Here is a 20,186-nt window from a genome sequence, read left to right on the forward strand (position 1 = left end):
TTGCCCGGTCGCCGGCCGAGCCGCCAGCACAAACCCACCCTCGAACCACAGGAGTAAAGCATGTCGGGAATCATCCATGCCGGCGCCGGCATCAGCCCGGAACAGGCCGCCGTCGAACAAAAACTCGTGGACACCGTCATCGCGTCCTTCGACAAAACCCAGGACCCGCGTCTGAAGAAGGTCATGCAGTCCCTGACCCGGCACCTGCACAACTTCGTCCGCGAAGTCCGTCTCACCGAGGACGAGTGGAACACCGGGATCGAATTCCTCACCGCCGCCGGGCACATCACCGATGACAAACGCCAGGAATTCATCCTGCTCTCGGACGTCCTGGGCCTGTCCATGCAGACCGTCGCGATCAACAACAAGGCCTACAAAGGCGCCACCGAGGCCACCGTCTTCGGCCCGTTCTTTATCGAAGACGCACCCGAAATCCCCCTAGGCGGAGACATCGCCGGCGGCGCCCACGGCCAGCCCTGCTGGGTCGAGGGCACCATCACCGACACCTCCGGGAACCCTGTGCCGGGCGCCCGCATCGAGGTCTGGGAAGCGGACGAAGACGGCTTCTATGACGTCCAATACGCCGACGCGCGCGTTGCCGGACGCGCCTACCTCTACGCCGACGACCACGGCAGATACTCCTTCTGGGGACTCACCCCCACCCCGTACCCCATCCCGCACGACGGGCCAGTGGGCAAGATGCTTGAGGCGGCCGGGCGCTCACCAGTCCGCACTTCCCACCTGCACTTCATGGTCACCGCCCACGGTCTGCGGACCCTCGTGACCCACATCTTCGTCGAGGGAGACCCGCAGATCGAAATTGGGGACTCAGTGTTCGGCGTCAAAGACTCCCTGATCAAACGCTTCGAACCCCAGCCGGCAGGCACACCCACCCCCGACGGCCGGGACCTGGGCAACCAGACCTGGGCACGCACCCGCTTCGACGTGGTCCTCGCCCCCGCCCTCGCATGAAATGAAAGAGTTCTGCTCAAACCTAGGCAGGGCAACGTGGCTGAGCCCCAAAGTGCACGCTGCGCGTCCCCGGCAAGGAGTTAAGGCTGGCAATGGTGAGCGATCGAATGTCGACCGTACCTCCTGCTGCGGTGACTCCGAGATACGCGTCGCTCATTTGCGCTCTGCACGGCGCTCGGTCACCCAGCGTGCTCACGCGCACATACCCGGTCCGCTGTCCGGCCACTGTTGCTCCAACCCTTCGCCTGTGAGGTTGAGTTCCAGATACGTCCTACAAGGAATCGCCGCTTCGTCTCCGCGTGGTGGCGTCGGCAGGGGAGAGGCTCAGTCTTGCTTGGCGTGGCACAGGTACTGGTAGACGGTCTCGCAGCTGATTCGATAGTCACGGGCAAGGACGGCCTTTGGAACACCGCTTACGGAGCGGGGACCAGTACGGCGGCACCGTTCCGGTGCGAGGATCTTTTTCCGTCTTTTGTGGGCGCCGCGCTGCTTGGCCAGGGCGATTTCTTCTTTTTGGCGTTCCGCGAGGAGCGAGCGTTCGAATTCCGCGAAGGCACCCAGGACGGGAGCATGAGGCTGGCTATAGGGGAGTCCTCACCGATGAAGACTACGTTCTCTTTGACGAAACTCCACCCCGCACGCCCTCACGGGTCAGACCATGGACGAGAGCACGTACGTCGACGAGGTTGCGGGCGAGCCGTCCATGCTGTGCCCCACCACGATGTCCCCGTCGCGGGCGAACTGGAGTAGTTCCGTGAGCTGTGGCCTGCTGGTGTCCCTGCCCGAGGCCTGTCGGTGAAGACCCGGTCAACCTGGCCGAGCTGGCGTTTCTCGTTCTGCTCCACCGTGCTAACGCACACGTACGCGAGCCGCTGTCCGCTCACCTGCGTCTCCAAACCTCGTCCTGTCAGGTTGAGGTCTAGGCTCAACCCAGAAGAAGGTCAATGCTTGCCGGTCGGGTTTGTCGGGGTATGTGCCCGGAGTCTGGCACTGCCAGGTCCCTGGCCATGTCAGGAACGGCGCATCCGTTCACGCCCAAAGAGAGCAACAAATCGCTTGCCCAATCCGTGAAATGGCTCGTTGATCAACCACTGCTGACACCGCTTGGGCTTCGGCACCGTCAGGATCACATCTCAAGTTTCCTAGTGAGCGGCGGTCTCTTCGCTTCGATATTCGTCGTTGTAATGCAGTCCTACCCAAGGAGAGGCGCAAAACTCTACGAGGATAGGCCCCTGCCAGCTATCGGTCTCTTCTTTTCGTCCTTCGGGCTTCCAGTCCTGGCCTAAGGTGTGGCTTCTTGTTGGCATCCTGGCTCCTACATAGTCGGATAATTTACGCTAGATCGGGCATAGTCAGTTCTGGTTGAGTACATAAGGTTCTTCCTGCACCCACATGCAACGGACCCGGTCGGGGACCAGAGCTGCACCGATGCAGCTAAAAGGCTTGGAGGCCAGCGGCAGCGTAGGCGGATCTTGCGAGGGAGCTGCTCAGGAAGTTGAAAAGTGCGGTTGCCAGGTACTTATCGGCTGTCTTATTGCATAAATATGTGGAGAACTCCGTGTACCTCTGAACGGCGGCTGGAAGCGGCCCGAGAAAGTTCACCTCGGGGACTAGCTTGAGTTCAGAGATTTGTTGCACAGCTAGAACGGCTCGTCCGTCAATTAAAGCGCTGGCTGTTGACCCTTCCTCCACAAAAGTGGCGCGGGAGTTCACTATGTCAGCTATCCCTAGGTCCTCGAGCATCCGATGGAAATAGGTCCCGCTCGGTCGCGTCCTCGAGTAGGCAACCGAGCGGCACCTTGTAAGTGCAAAGGCAAGCTCCTCAACGGTTGTGATGCTGGGAGCTTTGGCATCGGGGGCGGCAGCGACTCCGATTCCCGACCTAACGATGTGTCTTGCAGTGTGGAAGGCGTCGCTGCCCGGAGGCTCCGGGTTCCCAAGGGAACCTGAGAGACCTACAAATACAGCCGGTTTAGCCCCCGCATTGACCCTTTCCAGGAGCCTCGCCGTTGAATCGAAGACAATATATACAGGTTGTCCAGTAGCTCTGGTAAAAGCCGGCATGATCACCTCCTCTACCGGCTTCCTGAGAGCATTAGCACAGAAAAGAGACACGGTAGCGGTTACGGAACTCGGTTTCGTCGTCTCAGTGTTCACTTCAGATCAGGATTAGGAGCAAGCACGATATCAAACCGAGTGCGCGCCCATGTTGCACCGTGAAGCTCGCGACCGTCAGGAGTCGGGGCTCCCGCTGGTTGTTGCTCAAAGCGTTTGATTAGGGAACTCTTGACTCCGAAAACTGAATCGCCGGCTTCAATATAAGGGTCACCCTGGACAAAGATATGAGTAACCAAGGTGCGGTGTTCATCAGCTGTAACCATGAAATGCAGATGCGAGGCGCGCATGGGAGATCGACCTACCGCTTCCAGCATTTTCCCCACCGGCCCATCATGCGGGATTGGATACGGTGTTGGGGTCAGTCCCCAGAAGGCGTAGTGTCCGTCCTGGTCAGCGAAGAGATGGGCGCGGCCAGCAACTCGGTGATTCGTGTATTGGACGTCGTAAAAGCCGTCTTCATCGGCTTCCCAGACCTCGATTCGGGCGCCGGGAAGAGGTTTACCGCTGGTGTCTGTAACGATGCCTTCGACCCAGCAGGGCTGACCGTTTGCCCCACCGGCGATGTCGCCTCCAATCGGGATTTCGGGGGCATCCTGGACGAAGAACGGCCCAAAAACTGTAGCTTCAGTCGCGTTCTTGTGGGTTTCGTTATTTATGGCGATGGTCTGCATGGAAAGGCCTAGAACGTCAGAAAGCAAAATGAACTCTTGGCGCTTGTCATCGGTGATGTGGCCGGCGGCGGTGAGAAATTCTATGCCCGCGTTCCATTCGTCCTCCGTGAGGCGAACTTCACGTGCGAAGTTGTGTAGGTGCTGGGTGAGGGCTTGCATGAGTTGCCTCAACCGGGGGTCCTGCGCCTTCTCAAAAGAGGCAACTACTGTGTCCACGAGTTCTTGCTCTACCGCTGCCTGTTCAGGTGAAATCGGTGGGGCTACTTGACGGGTCGTCATGAGGATTCCTTAGGGGTCTTGTGAGGTTCCGTAGTGTGCTTGGAAAGATGACTTGACTCGGGAGGGATTCGGTTTGGGACCGGGTTACTGGTAGTCGTTGCTCGTAGCGGCGACCGGATAGAACCAGCTCTGGATCACCTTGTTTGTTTTTCGTGCAGGGTCCCACTCCAGTGGAGAGTCAGGTGATAGCCGTCCGCTCGAGCAAACATCCGGCGCCCCCAACCCCCTGCAAGATGCACCCAAATAATCGCCCCGTCAGCGGTCACGTCGTCTACTCGTCCGTGGAAATGGCCCTGGCCCTTTTTGTACAGGGAAACGTCGTGGCCGGGGGAGACCTCTTGCCAATCAGGTAATGCCACTTGGGATGACACTTCCTGTTGCCTGTGTCCGCTGCGGAACGAATACGCCAAGTGCGAGCTCACCGGCTTCCCGTTTCACGTGAGGATCCGCTCAGAGCATTTGGGGCGGCGGGCATTGACAGTTTGTCCGTTGCTGTCAGCTTGGGTGTCAGGAGGTAAGTCCCATCGGGCTCCGCCAGCAATAGCCCTTCATTTCGAAGTTGCTGAAGAGCATGATAAGCCGAGGAACGGTCAACCTTCAGTTCAAGGGCCATATTGGCCGCAGTGATAGGTCCAGAAGCGTTACCGGTACGGGCAAGGATGGTCTCGCGGATCAGCTCGTAGACAGACTCATCCAAGGCCCGAGTAAAACTGCCAAACTGGCCTCTGAAATACCCCAAGGGATCTCCTGCACCGGCTTCAGCCGTTTTCACCTCGGCCATAAATACAGCGTGTGTTGCCACGTCGGTGCGTGAAACGATGGTGCATTCAATCTGCGCCAACGCGTCAGAGATGAGCGGGACGTCAAGCTCGCGGGTCATCAGTTCCACGTCCCTGAACTTGTCGGGATGCCGGGTCGCGAACTGAACCGCTAACTCGGCCTGCTTATCCCCGAGGATGTTCACAGCGAAGACGCCGGCCTCGCTCACAGCATCTGTTGTGGCGAGCTGTCGATTCAGGCACACCAACAACATAGGTGGGTCCATGGAGAGGGAGCTCACAGCGCTGGCCGTTACGCCGAACTTGGTGCCGGCGTGTTGCGTCGTAATAACCGCAACCCCGCTAGTGAAATGGCTGATGACCCTACGGAAGGCAACCGGATCGACAGACTCCCGGACCCGTGTGTCGGAGATGCTCATGATGGTTCCTCTCAAGCGATAAATGTGATGCAGTTCATGAATCAGCATCGTGGGCGCCCGTTAACGAGGTCGAAATGGGCGATCTGTGCCGCCGCTCACCCGGGCTATATTGTGTCTTATGTCACGCACTAGAGGCCGTTCGGCTGGTCTGATAATTCGCAGCAAACTCGCGGTGCCGCCTCTGGCGGAGCGACTGGTTATGCGGCCCCGTCTTAACCAGCTGTTCAGTCAGTTGATAAACCAGAACCGCGTGGTTTGGGTTGCCGCAACGGCAGGTTCCGGCAAAACCACGGCGATTGTTCAGGCTGCTGCCACATGGGGCGGCCCTATTGCCTGGCTCACTCTGGACGGGACAGACGCTGCCCCCGGCCGGCTTCTCATCTATCTGGAGGCGGCAATAGCAGCACACGTGCCAGACGCTGCCGGTCTGGCCAGCAGCGCGCTCACGGCGCGTATTCCCCATCCCGAAGTGGCTGGTTTGCTGGCCGAGTCTGTAGGAGATGAAGATCTCCTGCTGGTGCTTGATGGCCTGGAGAATCTAGTTGGCGCCTACGAAGCGCTGGACGTCGTCGGGGCGGTTGTCCGTTATGCACCGGTGGGACTCAAGGTTGTCCTGCTTACTCGGGTTGATCTACCGATCGATCTAAGTGCTCAGGCTGGGGTTGATCGCGTGGCAACTATAGGTGAGGAGGACCTGGCCTTCACTCCCGAGGAAGCTGCAGGGGCACTCGTTGAAGCCGGAATAACAGACATTGACGCCTCCAGTGCCGTCGAGGCAACAGGCGGCTGGGTAACAGGGGTTCTTTTTGAGGCGTGGCACTCACGGCTGTACATTTCCGGAACCGGCGGTGAGGCTGACCCCCTACATGGCTATCTGGCTTCGCAAATCCTGGCTAAGTTGGCTCCTGAAGAACGGGAGTTCCTCATCGTTTCTTCCTTACTGGACGAAGTGACACCATCCCGGGCGGCAGCCCTGGGTCAATCCAACGCCGGCGATTTGCTGGTTAGACTGCGAAGCCACCACTTGCCTGTTTCCTGGATTTCCGGGACCTACCGCATGCGGTGCCACCCTCGATTCCGAGAATACTTGGTGACTTGTTTGGAGCGCCGGGGAAAGGCAGAAGTTCAGGCTACACGGCGCGCCTATGGGGACCTTCTAGTCACCGAGGGCCATCTTGAGGAAGCTGTCGAGCAGTTCCTGGCCGCAGAAGAGCTGGACCGAGCTGTGGATGCTGCCGAAGTGGTTATAGGCGACGTACTAGACCGACTCGATTTCGTTGTTGCCGAAAGGTGGCTCGGTTACCTCGCCCCACCTGGCAGTTCCGGGTCCCGGAGGCTGGGCCCGGCCACACTCATGCTGTCAATAGCCCGCGAGGACTACCGAAAGGGCGTGGCTATCGCCGATGATCTTCAGGCAAACGGTGTCAGGGATGACCTGGCCCGTCTTTCCCCGCGGGGTGGTGCAATCATGGCGTGGTGTTACTGGCATCTGGACCGGCTAGACGATATGCGGGCGGTGATCGACCTGGCCCCGAATAGCCCAGAGATTGATGCTGTCCGTTACCTGCTATCACTTGCCACCCGTCGGGAAGCAACCGGCGCTTACCCCGCTCCTACCCTTAGTGGTGGACCACTGGATGCTTTGGTGATGCGCGTGCACTACGCCCACGGAAGACTGAGTGAGGTCAGCAAAATGCCGGACTCCCCATGGGCTGCTGCAGTCTCCGCTCCGTGGCGAGTGGGCGCTCTTAGAGCAACAGGCCGCTTGACGGAGGCCTTGGAGCTCTATCGCTCAGCTGATGCTGGCCACTGGGCGCCCGCCTGGATGCACGGCATTGTTGGTCCGGAACTGATGATCGATCTGGAGGACACAGAAGAAGCGCAACGGGTACTTGCCAAGGGCCAGGGATTGGTCAGGGCAAGCGGCTCCGTTGTGTTCGAGTGGCTGAACCGCCTCATCGAAGCCAAACTTGAGCTGCGTTTGAACCACGACCCTGTTGCTGCGCTAAATCTTCTCGAACAGGTGGAGAACGCCGGAGGGCGCCACTATGACTTCATTAGTGAGGCTTTGGATACCTGGAAGGGCCTCGCGCTTCTGCTTTCCCGGTCAGACAATGACGACGCCGTCGTGATGCTCAGACGAGCTGTTAACAGCATGACCGAGGCCAACCGCATTCTTGACCTGCCCGCTGCGGCGATATACCTAGCTGAAGCCGAATGGAGACAGGGTGACTTGACAGAATCTGATGCAGCTGCCGACCAGGCGATGGTTGCCGCCAGGCTCCAAGAATCCAACCACCAGATTCTACTGGCCCTTGCGGATTTTCAGGCAGTACTAACTCGTCGCCTGGACTCTGAAGAATTCACCGACTCACCATGGCATGAACTGGGCCAGGCCCTGATGGCCCGCGGCGTGGGAGCAGGTTGGAATCAGCATCCCGTCATTCTCTTATCCGAGTTCGGGCGGATTGCCATCTCAGTCGCTGGGCAAGAGGTAAAGCCGCGCATTGCCAAAAGTCTGAATCTACTAGCCTATCTGGCCGCAGTCCCGAGTCACCATGCTTCCCGCGAAGATCTGCTTTCGGCGCTCTTCGATGGTCAATCAGACGAGTCCGCGAGAGCCTACTTGCGCCAGGCCGCTCACCGGCTTCGGGAAGCTCTTCCTGCCGGTATCGGACCAATCTTCACCGGCAATACCTTGGCGTTCACCACTCCCGTCATTCTGGACAGCGAGTCCACCAGATTCGAGGCGTTAATCGCAAAGGCTGCACGACTCCGCGGGCAGGGAAGACTTGAAGCGCTTTTGAAGGCGCTTGCCATCGTTGACAGCGGGGAGTACCTGCCGGGGATGGATTCATCCTGGGCAACGCAGCGGCGGGAGCAATTAGAGGAGCAGGCAGCCCAAGCTCGACTTCAGGCTGCCCAAATGGCATTTACAACCCAGCAGTACCGCCAGGCCGAGCAACTTGCGGAACAAGTTGTCGCCCAAGATCCGTATAAAGAGAGCGCTTGGCGAATTCTCATGCGGATAGCCAGCGCCACAGGAAATGAGGACGGCGTCGTAGCCTCCTACCGCCGCTGCAAGGCAGCACTCCAAGAGCTGGGCATCACGCCCTCAGACTCAACCCAACAAATGTTTCAACGGCTCAGGCGTTAACTGCCGGCTATTTCGCAGCCGTTAACACCTGATACCGGATCGTTGCACCCATGGAGAACAACGCCAGCTTCGAAAGTCCGGGATCGATCTTCAAGCGCCTGCATGAGGCGTACAACAGGCACGACCACGCCGAAGCGGCTGCCTTGTACGCAATTGACGGCGAGCATGAGGACATCGCACTAAGCCATGTTGCTCGGGGACGCGATGCAGTTGCGGCGGGGCTGGCTCATTTCTTCACAGCCTTCCCTGATGCGCACTGGCACGCGCTGGATGATCTCGAAACGACGGATCGCGCTATGGGCCGCTATGTCCTCACCGCGACGTTGCAACGGGACATGGGAAACCTGAAGGCCGCTGGTCAGCGTTTGCAGCTGCGAGGCGTACACATTCTGGAAACGGCTCAAGGGCTGATCCAGCGGTCGGAGGACTTCTGGGACAGCAAAACGTTCCATAACCAAATGAACACCATGAATACAGGAGCTAAAGCATGAGGACAGGAAAAGAATACCTGGAGTCTCTTCGCGACGGACGCAAAGTCTATGTCGGCGGAGAGCTCATTGAGGATGTAACGACGCATCCCAAGACAAAGGGTTATGCCCAGGCAATAGCCGAATACTACGACCTTCATCTCAAGCCGGAGAACCAGGACCTCCTGACGTTCGTCGACGAGAACGGCAAACGCGAATCGATGCACTGGTTCTTGCCGCGCTCAAAGGAAGACGTCATCAAGCGTCGTAACTACGCCGACTTCATTTTCCGGCACTTCCAGGGCGGCATCTTCACCCGACCGCCGGCAGGGATGAACGTCGTCATGTTCACCCAGGTGGACGACCAGGAACCATGGGCGGAAAACTCCAGGTTTAAGAACGGCCACCGTGACCTGTCCGGCAACATCCAGCGCCACTGGGACGAAGTCACCGCCAAGGACCTGGCGGTCTCGCCAATGTTCGTCGACGTGCAGTACGACCGGGGCCGCGATGACTCAATGGCCGAAACGCCCATGCTCAGTATCATCGAGGAAAACGATGAAGGTATCGTCGTGCGAGGCTGGAAAGCCATCGGAACCTCGATCCCGTTCGTAAACAACCTGCTGATCGGTAACCTGTGGCGGCCCGGCCAGACAGCCGAACAAACCATCTACGCCATGGTGCCGCTGGCCACACCCGGCGTGAGCGTCGTTGCCCGCGAATCCCGCGCCCAACCTGATGCGGATCCTTACGATCGTCCGTTGGCAACACTGGGAGACGAGCTCGACGGCATGGTCTATTTTGACGATGTTCTCATTACTTGGGACCAGGTGCAGCACGTCGGAAACCCGGAACACGCGAAGTGGTACCCCCAGCGGCAGTTCGACTGGGTACACCTCGAGACCCAGATCCGTCAGACAGTGCACGCAGAGCTGATGGTCGGCCTTGGCCTGCTCATCACCCAGGCTCTTGGAACCAGCAAGAACCCCGTGGTCCAGTCTCAGCTGGCAGAGCTCATCCGCTTCCGCGAGACGTGCCGGGCGTTCATGATCGCTGCAGAAGAGACGGGCTTCCACACCCCCGGTGGCCTGTATAAGCCCAACAACATCTTCATTGACTTCGGCCGGGCACACTATCTCGAGCACCAGCACGAGTTTGTCAACATGCTCATCGAGTTCTGCGGCCGCGGCATCGTTATTCAGCCCACCAAGCGCGAGCTTGATCACCCTTACATTGGACCGAAACTTCAGGAAGCCCTTCGCGGCTCCGAGATCAGCGCCCGCGATCGAATCAAGATCTTCCGTCAAATCAGTGAACGCTTCCTTACCGAATTCGGTAGCAGGCACGAGATGTTTGAAAAGTTCAACGGTACTCCGCCATACCTGATCAACATCCTCACGATGCAGCGCACCGAGTATCAGGTTGACGGACCCCTGACACAGCTGGCACGAGATGTCTTGGGCTTTGGCGATACGGCCGAGCTTGGCAGGCGAGCAGAAGAGGCCGAAAAGGCTTCGCACTACGCGAGCGTCAAGTACCAGCCCGAATACGCACGCTCCCAGGACGTGCACGACGGCTACATCGAGAACGCCGAATCAAGTGACCCTGCGGTAACCACGCCGGCCTAAAGAAACAGGCAGGACCCGGGATACCCCTTCCCGGGTCCTGCCTTACCGCTGCGCCCCCAGATCAATCCGCCTATGAGCGGGCAGTCGTGAAACGAGAACTCCCCAATGACCGATCGTTTAGTGTTTGCACATCAAACCTTAGGGCAACGTGTCCTGTTCGGTTCCGGCCTGGCCGCAGTCAACGTGGCCGCGGAGGTGGACCGCCTAGGGGCCGACACGGTCATGGTGATCACAGGGGGACATGACAAGGATTTCGCAGCCCGCGTTGCCCACCAGGCCAAGGCAACTCTCTTGTATGACGATGTGGCGCCCCACGTTCCGCTCGAAAAAGCCGAGAAAGCCAGGGCTGCCGCGGAGGAGCATGGCGTCGATCTCGTGGTGTGCGTGGGAGGTGGCTCCGCTATCGGACTGGCCAAGGCGATTGCCCTAACATCAAGGCTGCCCATCATAGCTGTGCCCACTACCTACGCTGGCTCTGAGGCAACCAATGTATGGGGCATAACTGAAGCGTCCCACAAGACCACCGGCGTTGATGACGGCGTACTTCCCGTGTCCGTCATCTATGATGCCGAACTTACGCTCTCCCTGTCCGTCGAGCTGAGTGTCGCCTCAGGGCTGAACGCTCTGGCACACTGCGTGGATTCCTTATGGGCTCCTCGTGCTGACCCTATTAATGCAGCCATGGCCGCGGAGGGTATTCGGGCCCTTTCTGCCGGCTTGTCGGCCCTGAACACTGATCCAAGAGACTTACGCGGTCGTGAGCAGACCCAGTACGGGGCCTATCTCTCAGCCGTAGCATTTTCCTCAGCCGGATCCGGCCTTCACCACAAAATCTGCCATGTGCTCGGCGGTGCTTACGATCTCCCGCATGCCCAGACCCATGCGACCGTCCTGCCGTATGTTCTTGCCTTCAATGCTCCGGCCGCGCCGGAAGCTGCCAGCCGGATCGCCACCGCGCTTGGTCACAGCGATGCTCTCGAAGGGCTAAATCAGCTTCGAAAGGTGCTTAAGGCCCCCGTTGCACTCCGTGATTACGGTCTGAAGGAGACAGATCTGGCAGAGGCAGCCGATCTAATCTTGAAAGTGATTCCGCCCTCCAACCCCCGGAATGTAACGCAACAGGACCTACTCACCCTCCTTCATGGGGCCTGGAGCGGCGCGGATTTATAGCTAGCCCACTTGACGTTTGAAGTTGCCTGCCTAGCGGCAACTTCAAACGAAGATGAGCCAAGTGCGACCTCCCGAGGGTGATCCTGCTGAGCTGCAGCGGGAGGGGACAGAACCTTCCCCGCGATATCGATGTTCCCACCGATTTTCTTAACCCTGTGGTCACCTTCGGCTATTGCCGCTTCCAAACTGAGCCCGACAAAGCCGATGCGGTTGTTGGTCGCCGCCGCACTGTCCCGCGAATTCGCAACTAATCGGCTGGTGCGAGTGGCGACCGTCTCGTCGAGCTATACACCTTGAAGTTTGCGGAAGGACTATTCCGACTTCTCATAGATGGTCAAAGTTCCGGCTAGGTCCAAGTCGAGGGCAGACCCTCTGACACCAGCCCGAGACAGAAGAACTGCCCCGAATGCCGTACTCCAGAACGTGCGGACCTCGACAGTTAGAGGCCGTTTGTGGGACCAGTTGCGTTCGCCTATCAGCGTTTGCAGGTAGCGTTCCGACTGGCGGAATAGCAGGTGTAAGTAGTACCCAAGCGTTCCAGCGAGACCGGGATTTGCGCTTCCGGTCGCAACAGCCTGGGCGACCAGCCTCATAGACGGTAGGGCAAGAATTGTGCGGGCCATGACACTCTTGAAACCCTCAACGGTCTGCATCCGGTAACCCGCGGCCTCTAGACGCTCAGCATCATGCAGCAGTGCAAAGAATGCTGAGTGAATAAGGAGTGCATCCTTAGACCCGAAGTAGTAAGTCACCTGGTTCGGATAAACACCCGCAGCTCGTGCAATCGTACTCACGCTGACGTCGCTCAATTGATGTTTCCCGAACAACACTGCTGCCTCTTCAAGGATGCGACGTCGCGTCTGCTTTCCCTTTGCCCGCACCGGCTCGCCAGCGGCCCGACGCTTCGTCGCCGTTACCCTCGCACTCTCTGCCATCATGACGGAATTGTATCCGATACAACTAAAAGTGTAAGTTGTATAAGATACAAAAAACTTTCCAGTAGTGACTGGGGACCGACTTTGCAGGAGCCGTCGTGGACGACAACGATGTTGTAGTAACCGGACTGGGAGCCATTACCCCATTGGGCGCTGATGTGGGCTCCTTGTGGACGGGCATGATAGAAGGGCGTTCGGGGGTCCGCTCTATAAGCGATGCTCTGATACCAGGGCTGGAACTGCCCGTGACAATCGCCGCTCCAATGCCTGTATCACCTGCGGACCTCCTTGATCCTATAGAGGCCAAACGTCTGGACCGTTCGCAGCAGGCGGCACTGGTGGCCGCCCGGGAGGCGTGGTCAGATGCAGGAACTCCAGAAGTAGAGTCCTCACGCCTGGCGGTAGTGATTGGCACCGGAATCGGGGGGGTACTCACCCTTTTAGGCGAGGACCACGTCCTCCAGCGTTTCGGAGCGCGGCGCGTTTCTCCTCGTACTGTCCCGATGCTGATGACGAACGGAGCAGCTGCGGCGCTAAGCATTGAATTCGGGGCGAAGGCCGGCACTTACACTCCGGTATCAGCCTGCGCTTCAGGGGCAGAAGCCATCGCGGCTGGGGCACGTCTGATTCGGGCCGGTGAAGCGGACGTAGTGATCGCCGGCGGAACTGAGGCGGCGATTACAGCGATCACCCTGGCCGCGTTCGCGCAGATCGGTGCGCTGTCGAAACGCGGAGACCCTGAATTCGCGTCACGTCCCTTTGACCGGGACCGGGACGGCTTTGTGCTGGGCGAAGGCGCTGGGGTTATGGTCCTCGAACGCGCAGACCGCGCCAGTGCCCGGGGCAAACGAGCCCGGATTGTCCTAAATGGAGCCGGTATCACTTCCGACGCCTTCCACCTAACTAGCCCCCACCCCCAAGGCGAGGGTCAGAGCAATGCGATGAAGGCAGCTCTTCGACAGGCAGGGCTGCATGGTGGCGATATCAGACACGTCAATTGCCACGCTACGGGCACTGCTACTGGCGATCTGGCGGAAGCAAGATCAATCCGCCAAACCCTGGGGCCGAGTCCCGTTCTTACCGCCCCGAAAGCGTCCTTGGGCCACCTTGTGGGAGCAGGAGGGGCCGTTGAAGCGATTGTCACGGTCTTGAGCATGCGGAATGAACTGATACCTCCAACCCGTAACTTAGAAAATGTGTCCCCAGAGATCGACCTGGACATTGTTACCGGCAGCGCCCGTAGCGGACCAATCGAGGCGGCCATCACAAACTCTTTTGGTTTCGGAGGCCAGAATGTTTCGCTGCTCTTCACGATGCGGTAAGCATGCGGGGATAGCGTTATGGCCTCACGAACAAGACAAAATAACTGCTGCTTAGCTAAACATCGGGAGTTTAGGAAGTCGATGTACCCAGGAGCGACTGCACGGTAAGCGCGACAGGCCTTACCACCGAGGCACGACGAGCTGAATCCCGCATGATCCGTTCCCCCGAGGGATAGGAACTTCCGTGGAGGATAACAGGCGAGCAGGCGCAGAGCGTCACAATCGTAAATAGGACGTCCGCTGCGCCTGCCCGGTCTAACCCAGGAATCGCTATCAAGAGACGGTCCATTTGTCGGATCCACCAGCGTCCAGTGCAGTTGGATTCCAGTGCCCCGGGCGTGCCCTCCAGCGCCTCCCAGAGTAGGAGCCTCGCTAGGGTGTCATCCTCGCAGTATCGGTCAAAGAGTTGCCCAACAAAGTCGCTCAATGATTCAGAGCCGCGCTCTTGCAGCGGCACCTCAAGATCACGGGAGACCAGTTCACCTAGAACCGCGTAAAAAAGCCCGGCTTTGTTTCCGAAATACCGATAAATCCGCTCTTTACTGACTCCCGCACTTCTTGCTATATGATCCACGCGAGCCCCAGCGAGGCCCTTTTCGCTGAATTCACTGGTTGCTGCAGCAAGAAGCAACAACTTGGTCCGCTCAGTGTTCCACGCCATCGATTACCCTTCTTGGCATTGGCCAAATGGGGGCGCCCCTAATCCCTACACCGGGCAACCCATCATCGTGGGGCAGCGCCCACGCTGATGGGTTGAGACGTACTTCCCGAAGTTGTCATTGGACCGGCGTATCCACCGTCCCAGTTGGTCTGGCCTCAGGTCTTGCCGCGACGCTACTCGACCAGTTTTCCAGCCGTCGATACGTCTTGCATCAACTCTGCTATTTCGTCCGGGATGGGCGGGATTGCTTCACGATCTAAGCGACCGGGCGACCATACGAAGTTAACCTGAAGCGACTCATCTTGATCCGGGAAGTCCGACCTGTTGTGGCAGCCCCGGGATTCTCGGCGTTCCAGGGCCGCTTCAAGCGTCGCGCGGGCGGCGAGCAGCGAGGACTTGAGGTCAAAAGCGTGGGCCAGATCCTGGAAACCGGCGATATCAGGGTGAATTCCAAGATGTTCAAGTCGGTCCTCAGTGGAGTCCAATTCCTCCAAGCCCGCGATCAAACCTTCTTCGCTCCTCACCACGCCGGCGTGCTCTGTCATCGTGTCCCGGACGGCCCGTTGTAGGGCCCGAACGTTTTCCGATCCCTGACAGGCCAGAAGTGCGTCCACCTCGGACCGCGCTTCTACGATCGCCTCGAGAGACCGGCGTTGTGATTCAAGTTGGTTAGAGTACTTAGCGGCCGCTTCGCCCACGATCCGTCCGAATACCAGTAGCTCGATAAGGGAGTTACCACCCAGTCGGTTAGCACCGTGAAGTCCACTGGCTGCCTCCCCGATCGCGTACAGGCCGTCAACGTCCGTTCCATGGTCTTCTGGTCGAACCCATACCCCACCCATGGAGTAGTGAGCCGTAGGGGCTATCTCAATAGGGTCCTTGGTGATATCAAGCATTTGGACGTCGAGTAAGGTCTGGTAGACCCTGGGCAGGCGCTCCATGATGACTTTGCGGGGGAGATGGGACACGTCCAGCCAGACACCGCCGTTTGCGGTTCCGCGGCCCTCCTTTATTTCTGTGTATGCAGCTAGCGCCACGCGGTCGCGGGTGGAGAGTTCCATCCGCTCGGCGTCGTAGCGCTCCATGAACCGTTCTCCCCGGGCGTTACGGAGGATTCCACCCTCACCGCGGGCTGCTTCGGAAACGAGCGTTCCGGCGGCGCTTTCTGGCTCGATGATTCCGGACGGGTGGAACTGAACCAGTTCGGGGTCCCGGATCCTTCCCCCGGCCTCGACGGCGAGGCGGAAGGAATCGCCGGTGTTTTCGTCTCGGCGAGATGATGACCGCCGCCAGATCCGGTTGTGGCCCCCTGCCGCCAGAATCACAGCGTCGGCGTGGATGACGTAACGGGTACCGTCTTCGAGATCAAACCCGTAGGCCCCGAAGATGGTGTTCTCCCGGACAAGCAACTTGGTGATGTAGATGGTGTCCAAAATGGGCACACGCAATTGTTCGGCCCGCCGAATCAATGTCCGTTGTATTTCAAGACCCGTGTAGTCCCCAGCGAAAGCAGTCCGCCGAAATTTGTGGGCCCCGAAGAACCGCTGTGAGATTGCACCGTTCTCTTCGCGGGCGAAGTTCATGCCGTAACGTTCCAGATCACCTATTCCGCGCTCTGCTCCTTCAGCGACGATTTGAACCGTTAACGGATTCGCCAGAAGGTAACTTTCCCGGATCGTATCAGCGGCGTGTTGCTGCCAGGTGTCTTCCGGGTCCATCGTTGCCAAGGCAGCGTTGATTCCGCCAGCAGCCAGCGAGGTATGTGCGTCAGCCTTCGGGCGCTTGCCCACCGCAATGACATCTACTCCTCGCTCGGCGAGTTCGATAGCGGCACGGAGCCCTGAGCCGCCAGTCCCGATGACAAGGACAGCGGTAGTTATTCTCTTCTCTTGGATATTCATGTTTCCTCCGGGGATGTGATGAACCGTTACTACCTGGGTTGAGTTCGATGGGTCCCCTGCACGCCGTGCTCTCTCGGGCATACGGAAGGCGGTTTAAGGTCGCGCCGAGGTATGAATCAATTCACGATTTTGCTTATTGGCGAGGCTGCGGCCAGCAGGATTCGCTGACCGCAGCTTCGTGCGTCCCAATCATCGACACGAGGCCGATGCATTTTGGTTGGCACCTGCTGTCTGGTGGTTGCCTTGTGGGTTACTCATCAGTGATTTGTCGTGGGCTGGGGTTTTCCGTTGACGCAGCGGGAGCTCCTGTGGTGCTAGGAGTTTGTGTTCTCCTGCAACCATTGGTCCAGAGTTTTCTCGCCGATGCGGGCTTCTCCGACCGGGACAATGGTTGTTTCCTCGATGGGGATACCGAAGTACCCGGCGTCAGGGTCAACGGCCACGGTGCGGGGATCGCCCTGCGCGCTGAGGACCCGGCTGGCGAACTCGTGCATGGGTGCTCGTTCGGGGCCGGCAATTTCAAGCTCCCCGTTCAGGGCAGGAGACACCGCTGCATCGGCGACCAATCGCGCGACGTCGGCGGCGGCCATCGGCTGCATCAAGTGGGGGGTGAGGAAGACTTTGCCGTCACGGGTCCCAACGTCAGCGATCATCGGGATGAACTCGAAGAACTGGGTTGCCCGGACCAAGGTGTAAGGCACCCCGCCGTCCCGGACTGCGTTCTCCTGGACCGTCTTACCTGCGAAGTACCCGACTGGACCAATCCGGTCGGTCCCCACAACGGAAAGGACCACGTGGTGCTGCACTCCGGCTCGCTTCTCGGCAGCAAGGAGATTTGCCGTGGATTTCGTGAAGAACGGAACCACAACGTTTTCGTCGAAATCCGTGGTGTTCGTCAAGTCGATAACAACATCGGTGCCGGCCATTGCTTCGTCCAAACCCTCGCCGGTCACCGAGTCCACACCGCTGGAGGGGGAAGCAGCAATTGCCTGGTGTCCCTGCCCGGTCAGAATATCCACAACCTGCCTGCCGATCAGGCCTGTGCCGCCTGCAACCAGAATTTTCATATCTCATCCTCACCTACTACTCGGATAACTTTTATCCGAGATGAAGGTTACGGACATCATGTGTCCGAGTCAACTACTATGGACGATATGAAGTTATCTGGAGGTGTCGAATGGGCTATCCACTGCTGCGTGGTCCTCAGCCGGATGGACGGGGCAGTACCCGCTGGGAAGCTCGCAGGACTCCACGATGTCTCAAGCAGCTATCTGGCCAAGCAGATGCAGGCCCTTTCACGCGGCGGACTTGTCCGATCGCTGCAGGGGCACGCCGGAGGCTACGTGCTGACCCGGCCCGCCGACCAGATCAGCATCCTCGATGTCGTACAGGCGGTCGAAGGCAAACAACCACTGTTCGTCTGCACTGAGATCCGCCAGCGCGGCCCCCTCGGCACCCCTCCAGAAAAATGCCTCACGCACTGCCCCATCGCGATAGCGATGATGACAGCAGAAACGGCCTGGCGGGACTCCCTCAACAAAATCACCATCGGGGACCTCGCCCACCAGGTAAGCAGCACGTCAGGACCGGAAACCTTCCAAACGATCCAGCACTGGTTCGCCGGCGCTTAGCAGCACATGAACTGCCTAAACAACGAGCGCTCCAAGGGCTGACCTCCTTGGATGAATCCAGTCACCGCCCACCTAGCGGGAATTGGCCCTTGATCGGCTGTCCGCCGGCGAGCTGCCCTGCCAAATGCTCAGTGTGCTGCTTCTCGGAAATGCTGTAGTTAGTTCCAAGAGTGCCGGCTGCGAGCCTGGCACAAAAATCCTGGTATGAGAGCTGACAATAATAATCGGAGTATCGGGGCTCACTGGTGTTGTGCATGACGAGTTCGTTCCTTCGGGAGGTTCGACTAACAGATACCAACAGCATCGTCTGCGCCCGTTAACCCTTCAGAAATGTGTCAGACTTGCCGATTACTATCAAAATGAGCCAATACGACGACAACATGGGCAGCTAGCGGTCGTTGCAATGATTGGTGGGGGTCCCAGTTGGGGAGTGGCGCTTATTCGGCTGGAGTGGCCTATTCGGCGGCCACATGTAGCCGAGGCGAATCAATGAGGTTGATAGCGGCTCTGCTGGGCATCTCCAGGAAAACTCTCGCGACGGCCTCAAGGTTGAGAGAATGCGGGATCAGACGCAGTGCGACCTATGGTTGCCCGAGGTGCGGATACCAGTCGGCGCATGCAGGTGTATATCGACCAGGCAGCCGGTATTGTCGCTGATTACCAAGGCTGCCTGCGGACGGAAGTGACCGGCATGTGTGGAATAGGGCCCTTTTGGCAAGGGCAAAAGCTGATAATGACAATTTGGGCTTACGCCTTGACCGTAGGCGCACTCATTACGTCGATTACCCACTTAGCAACGGGTAGGAGCGAGTGGCCGTTCTATGCGCTGTGCGTACTCGCCGGAACGTTCATGACCGATTGGATAAGAAAAGCGCCGATCAAGGAAGCTAGGCGATGAGAGTCCTCGGGCTGAGTCTCCTTGCCGTCAGCGCCGCCGGTCTCTTTGTGAGCGTCATATTTTCCTCACCGACAAGCAAAAACCGGCGTTCTGTTTCGCCAGAAGACGATCGTAGTTCCCGTGGCTTTCGGATCAGAGGCGGTGGGCAAGCTGATCCTCTATCTCTCGCAACGGCCTTGAATCAAGGGACACGCATCGCTGGCCGTTCTTGGAGGTACCACTTTGAAACCTTGACCGGCACAGAGTTTTAGGTGCCAGTACTCATCACGCAACCACCGATACCCAATTTCCTTATTGACTCCGGCTGGGCGGGCTAAAGGTTTGAGACCCCTTCCCTCCCTGATGAGAGCGAGAAACCTGATGCCGTAGGCGAATCGGACTGTTGTGAAATCGAAGGAAGTCCCTGTTTGGGTGTTGCTTCGACCAACAGAATCCGGGGTAACTCAAACGTGACGGTCCGAGGCAGGTCAGCACTCGGCGCTGACTGCACCTTCGCCGCGTCCGGGTTGAGCCCCAAGAGCTACTCTTCGGGGTGCCACAGTAAGGCGTCCAGGCTTAAACGCGGATTCAGTTACTTTCGACTAGAGCCTGTTGCGACGATCGTTGGAAACCGCCGAGCGCTTGGGCTCTGGGTTGCTGTGTCGTGTTGTTAGGGGACCGTGGCGCCGGCGAACCAGTGCTGGATCGTTTGGAAGGTTTCCGGTCCTGACGTGCTGCTTACCTGGTGGGCGAGGTCCCCGATGGTGATTTTGTTGAGGGAGTCCCGCCAGGCCGTTTCTGCTGTCATCATCGCTATCGCGATGGGGCAGTGCGTGAGGCATTTTTCTGGAGGGGTGCCGAGGGGGCCGCGCTGGCGGATCTCAGTGCAGACGAACAGTGGTTGTTTGCCTTCGACCGCCTGTACGACATCGAGGATGCTGATCTGGTCGGCGGGCCGGGTCAGCACGTAGCCTCCGGCGTGCCCCTGCAGCGATCGGACAAGTCCGCCGCGTGAAAGGGCCTGCATCTGCTTGGCCAGATAGCTGCTTGAGACATCGTGGAGTCCTGCGAGCTTCCCAGCGGGTACTGCCCCGTCCATCCGGCTGAGGACCACGCAGCAGTGGATAGCCCATTCGACACCTCCAGATAACTTCATATCGTCCATAGTAGTTGACTCGGACACATGATGTCCGTAAACT

General features: G+C 58.7%; 15 protein-coding genes and 1 pseudogene. 7 read left to right on the forward strand and 9 right to left on the reverse strand.

What is annotated here, in order from left to right; genetic code table 11:
* The first annotated feature begins 60 nt into the window (after positions 1-60).
* The gene (locus tag ACHL_RS22925) at positions 61-972 is read left to right on the forward strand and encodes an intradiol ring-cleavage dioxygenase (RefSeq protein WP_012623558.1); all 912 of its coding nucleotides are present in this window, start codon (positions 61-63) and stop codon (positions 970-972) included.
* 324 nt (positions 973-1,296) lie between these two features.
* Here ACHL_RS22925 and ACHL_RS24785 read toward each other — a convergent pair.
* From ACHL_RS24785 to ACHL_RS22940, 4 genes and pseudogenes are all read right to left on the reverse strand, one after another.
* Positions 1,297-1,856 (reverse strand): annotated as a pseudogene (locus tag ACHL_RS24785) (recombinase family protein).
* A gap of 550 nt (positions 1,857-2,406) precedes the next feature.
* Positions 2,407-3,129, reverse strand: coding sequence for a substrate-binding domain-containing protein (locus ACHL_RS24010; protein ID WP_157672522.1), 723 nt, complete (start codon positions 3,127-3,129; stop codon positions 2,407-2,409).
* Positions 3,126-4,040: an intradiol ring-cleavage dioxygenase gene (locus ACHL_RS22935; RefSeq protein ID WP_009358122.1), complete on the reverse strand. Its 915-nt coding sequence runs from the start codon at positions 4,038-4,040 to the stop codon at positions 3,126-3,128. Before ACHL_RS22935 ends, ACHL_RS24010 begins: the two co-directional genes overlap by 4 nt.
* Positions 4,041-4,458: 418 nt before the next feature.
* Positions 4,459-5,238: a flavin reductase gene (locus ACHL_RS22940; protein WP_012623561.1), complete on the reverse strand. Its 780-nt coding sequence runs from the start codon at positions 5,236-5,238 to the stop codon at positions 4,459-4,461.
* 118 nt (positions 5,239-5,356) lie between these two features.
* On the opposite strand from ACHL_RS22940, the gene ACHL_RS22945 reads away from it, so the two are divergent.
* From ACHL_RS22945 to ACHL_RS22960, 4 genes are all read left to right on the forward strand, one after another.
* Positions 5,357-8,395 carry a BTAD domain-containing putative transcriptional regulator gene (locus ACHL_RS22945; RefSeq protein ID WP_157672523.1) on the forward strand — a complete coding sequence of 1,013 codons (3,039 nt, stop codon included), beginning with the start codon at positions 5,357-5,359 and terminating at the stop codon, positions 8,393-8,395.
* 50 nt (positions 8,396-8,445) lie between these two features.
* Complete coding sequence (locus ACHL_RS22950; RefSeq protein WP_012623563.1) at positions 8,446-8,886, forward strand: nuclear transport factor 2 family protein; 441 nt, start codon at positions 8,446-8,448, stop codon at positions 8,884-8,886.
* Positions 8,883-10,490, forward strand: coding sequence for a 4-hydroxyphenylacetate 3-hydroxylase family protein (locus ACHL_RS22955; RefSeq protein WP_009358125.1), 1,608 nt, complete (start codon positions 8,883-8,885; stop codon positions 10,488-10,490). Before ACHL_RS22950 ends, ACHL_RS22955 begins: the two co-directional genes overlap by 4 nt.
* Before the next feature lie 105 nt (positions 10,491-10,595).
* Positions 10,596-11,660, forward strand: a complete 1,065-nt coding sequence (locus ACHL_RS22960; RefSeq protein WP_012623564.1) for a maleylacetate reductase — start codon at positions 10,596-10,598, stop codon at positions 11,658-11,660.
* 311 nt (positions 11,661-11,971) lie between these two features.
* Here ACHL_RS22960 and ACHL_RS22965 read toward each other — a convergent pair whose 3' ends face one another.
* The gene (locus ACHL_RS22965; protein WP_009358127.1) at positions 11,972-12,598 is read right to left on the reverse strand and encodes a TetR/AcrR family transcriptional regulator C-terminal domain-containing protein; all 627 of its coding nucleotides are present in this window, start codon (positions 12,596-12,598) and stop codon (positions 11,972-11,974) included.
* 95 nt (positions 12,599-12,693) lie between these two features.
* Here ACHL_RS22965 and ACHL_RS22970 point away from each other — a divergent pair, with 95 nt between their 5' ends.
* Positions 12,694-13,917, forward strand: coding sequence for a beta-ketoacyl-[acyl-carrier-protein] synthase family protein (locus ACHL_RS22970; protein ID WP_012623565.1), 1,224 nt, complete (start codon positions 12,694-12,696; stop codon positions 13,915-13,917).
* A 70-nt stretch (positions 13,918-13,987) separates the two neighbouring features.
* Here the strand turns inward: ACHL_RS22970 and ACHL_RS24015 are convergent, their stop codons facing one another.
* The 3 genes from ACHL_RS24015 to ACHL_RS22980 form a co-directional block, all read right to left on the reverse strand.
* Positions 13,988-14,578 carry a TetR/AcrR family transcriptional regulator gene (locus tag ACHL_RS24015; protein ID WP_012623566.1) on the reverse strand — a complete coding sequence of 197 codons (591 nt, stop codon included), beginning with the start codon at positions 14,576-14,578 and terminating at the stop codon, positions 13,988-13,990.
* A 173-nt stretch (positions 14,579-14,751) separates the two neighbouring features.
* A complete protein-coding gene (locus tag ACHL_RS22975) occupies positions 14,752-16,479 on the reverse strand; it encodes an FAD-dependent oxidoreductase (protein ID WP_012623567.1) in 1,728 nt (575 codons plus the stop codon).
* A gap of 314 nt (positions 16,480-16,793) precedes the next feature.
* Complete coding sequence (locus tag ACHL_RS22980; protein ID WP_012623568.1) at positions 16,794-17,546, reverse strand: SDR family oxidoreductase; 753 nt, start codon at positions 17,544-17,546, stop codon at positions 16,794-16,796.
* A gap of 87 nt (positions 17,547-17,633) precedes the next feature.
* Here ACHL_RS22980 and ACHL_RS22985 point away from each other — a divergent pair, with 87 nt between their 5' ends.
* Entirely contained in the window at positions 17,634-18,110 is a 477-nt protein-coding gene (locus ACHL_RS22985; protein WP_035754034.1) for an RrF2 family transcriptional regulator, read from the forward strand.
* Between the two features lie 1,547 nt (positions 18,111-19,657).
* Here ACHL_RS22985 and ACHL_RS23000 read toward each other — a convergent pair.
* Positions 19,658-20,143 carry an RrF2 family transcriptional regulator gene (locus ACHL_RS23000; RefSeq protein WP_050767233.1) on the reverse strand — a complete coding sequence of 162 codons (486 nt, stop codon included), beginning with the start codon at positions 20,141-20,143 and terminating at the stop codon, positions 19,658-19,660.
* Positions 20,144-20,186: the final 43 nt, after the last annotated feature.

Origin of the sequence: Pseudarthrobacter chlorophenolicus A6 (genome assembly GCF_000022025.1) — a bacterium.
GTDB classification, from domain to species: Bacteria; Actinomycetota; Actinomycetes; order Actinomycetales; family Micrococcaceae; genus Arthrobacter; species Arthrobacter chlorophenolicus.

Bases quoted from the DNA above. Each gene is read 5' to 3' on its own strand.
- ACHL_RS22965 (WP_009358127.1), bottom strand. From the start codon at position 12,598: ATGATGGCAGAGAGTGCGAGGGTAACGGCGACGAAGCGTCGGGCCGCT.
- ACHL_RS22940 (WP_012623561.1), bottom strand. From the start codon at position 5,238: ATGAGCATCTCCGACACACGGGTCCGGGAGTCTGTCGATCCGGTTGCC.
- ACHL_RS23000 (WP_050767233.1), bottom strand. From the start codon at position 20,143: ATGAAGTTATCTGGAGGTGTCGAATGGGCTATCCACTGCTGCGTGGTC.
- ACHL_RS22935 (WP_009358122.1), bottom strand. From the start codon at position 4,040: ATGACGACCCGTCAAGTAGCCCCACCGATTTCACCTGAACAGGCAGCG.
- ACHL_RS22925 (WP_012623558.1), top strand. From the start codon at position 61: ATGTCGGGAATCATCCATGCCGGCGCCGGCATCAGCCCGGAACAGGCC.
- ACHL_RS22980 (WP_012623568.1), bottom strand. From the start codon at position 17,546: ATGAAAATTCTGGTTGCAGGCGGCACAGGCCTGATCGGCAGGCAGGTT.
- ACHL_RS22985 (WP_035754034.1), top strand. From the start codon at position 17,634: ATGAAGTTATCTGGAGGTGTCGAATGGGCTATCCACTGCTGCGTGGTC.
- ACHL_RS22975 (WP_012623567.1), bottom strand. From the start codon at position 16,479: ATGAATATCCAAGAGAAGAGAATAACTACCGCTGTCCTTGTCATCGGG.
- ACHL_RS24015 (WP_012623566.1), bottom strand. From the start codon at position 14,578: ATGGCGTGGAACACTGAGCGGACCAAGTTGTTGCTTCTTGCTGCAGCA.
- ACHL_RS22950 (WP_012623563.1), top strand. From the start codon at position 8,446: ATGGAGAACAACGCCAGCTTCGAAAGTCCGGGATCGATCTTCAAGCGC.
- ACHL_RS22945 (WP_157672523.1), top strand. From the start codon at position 5,357: ATGTCACGCACTAGAGGCCGTTCGGCTGGTCTGATAATTCGCAGCAAA.
- ACHL_RS22960 (WP_012623564.1), top strand. From the start codon at position 10,596: ATGACCGATCGTTTAGTGTTTGCACATCAAACCTTAGGGCAACGTGTC.
- ACHL_RS22955 (WP_009358125.1), top strand. From the start codon at position 8,883: ATGAGGACAGGAAAAGAATACCTGGAGTCTCTTCGCGACGGACGCAAA.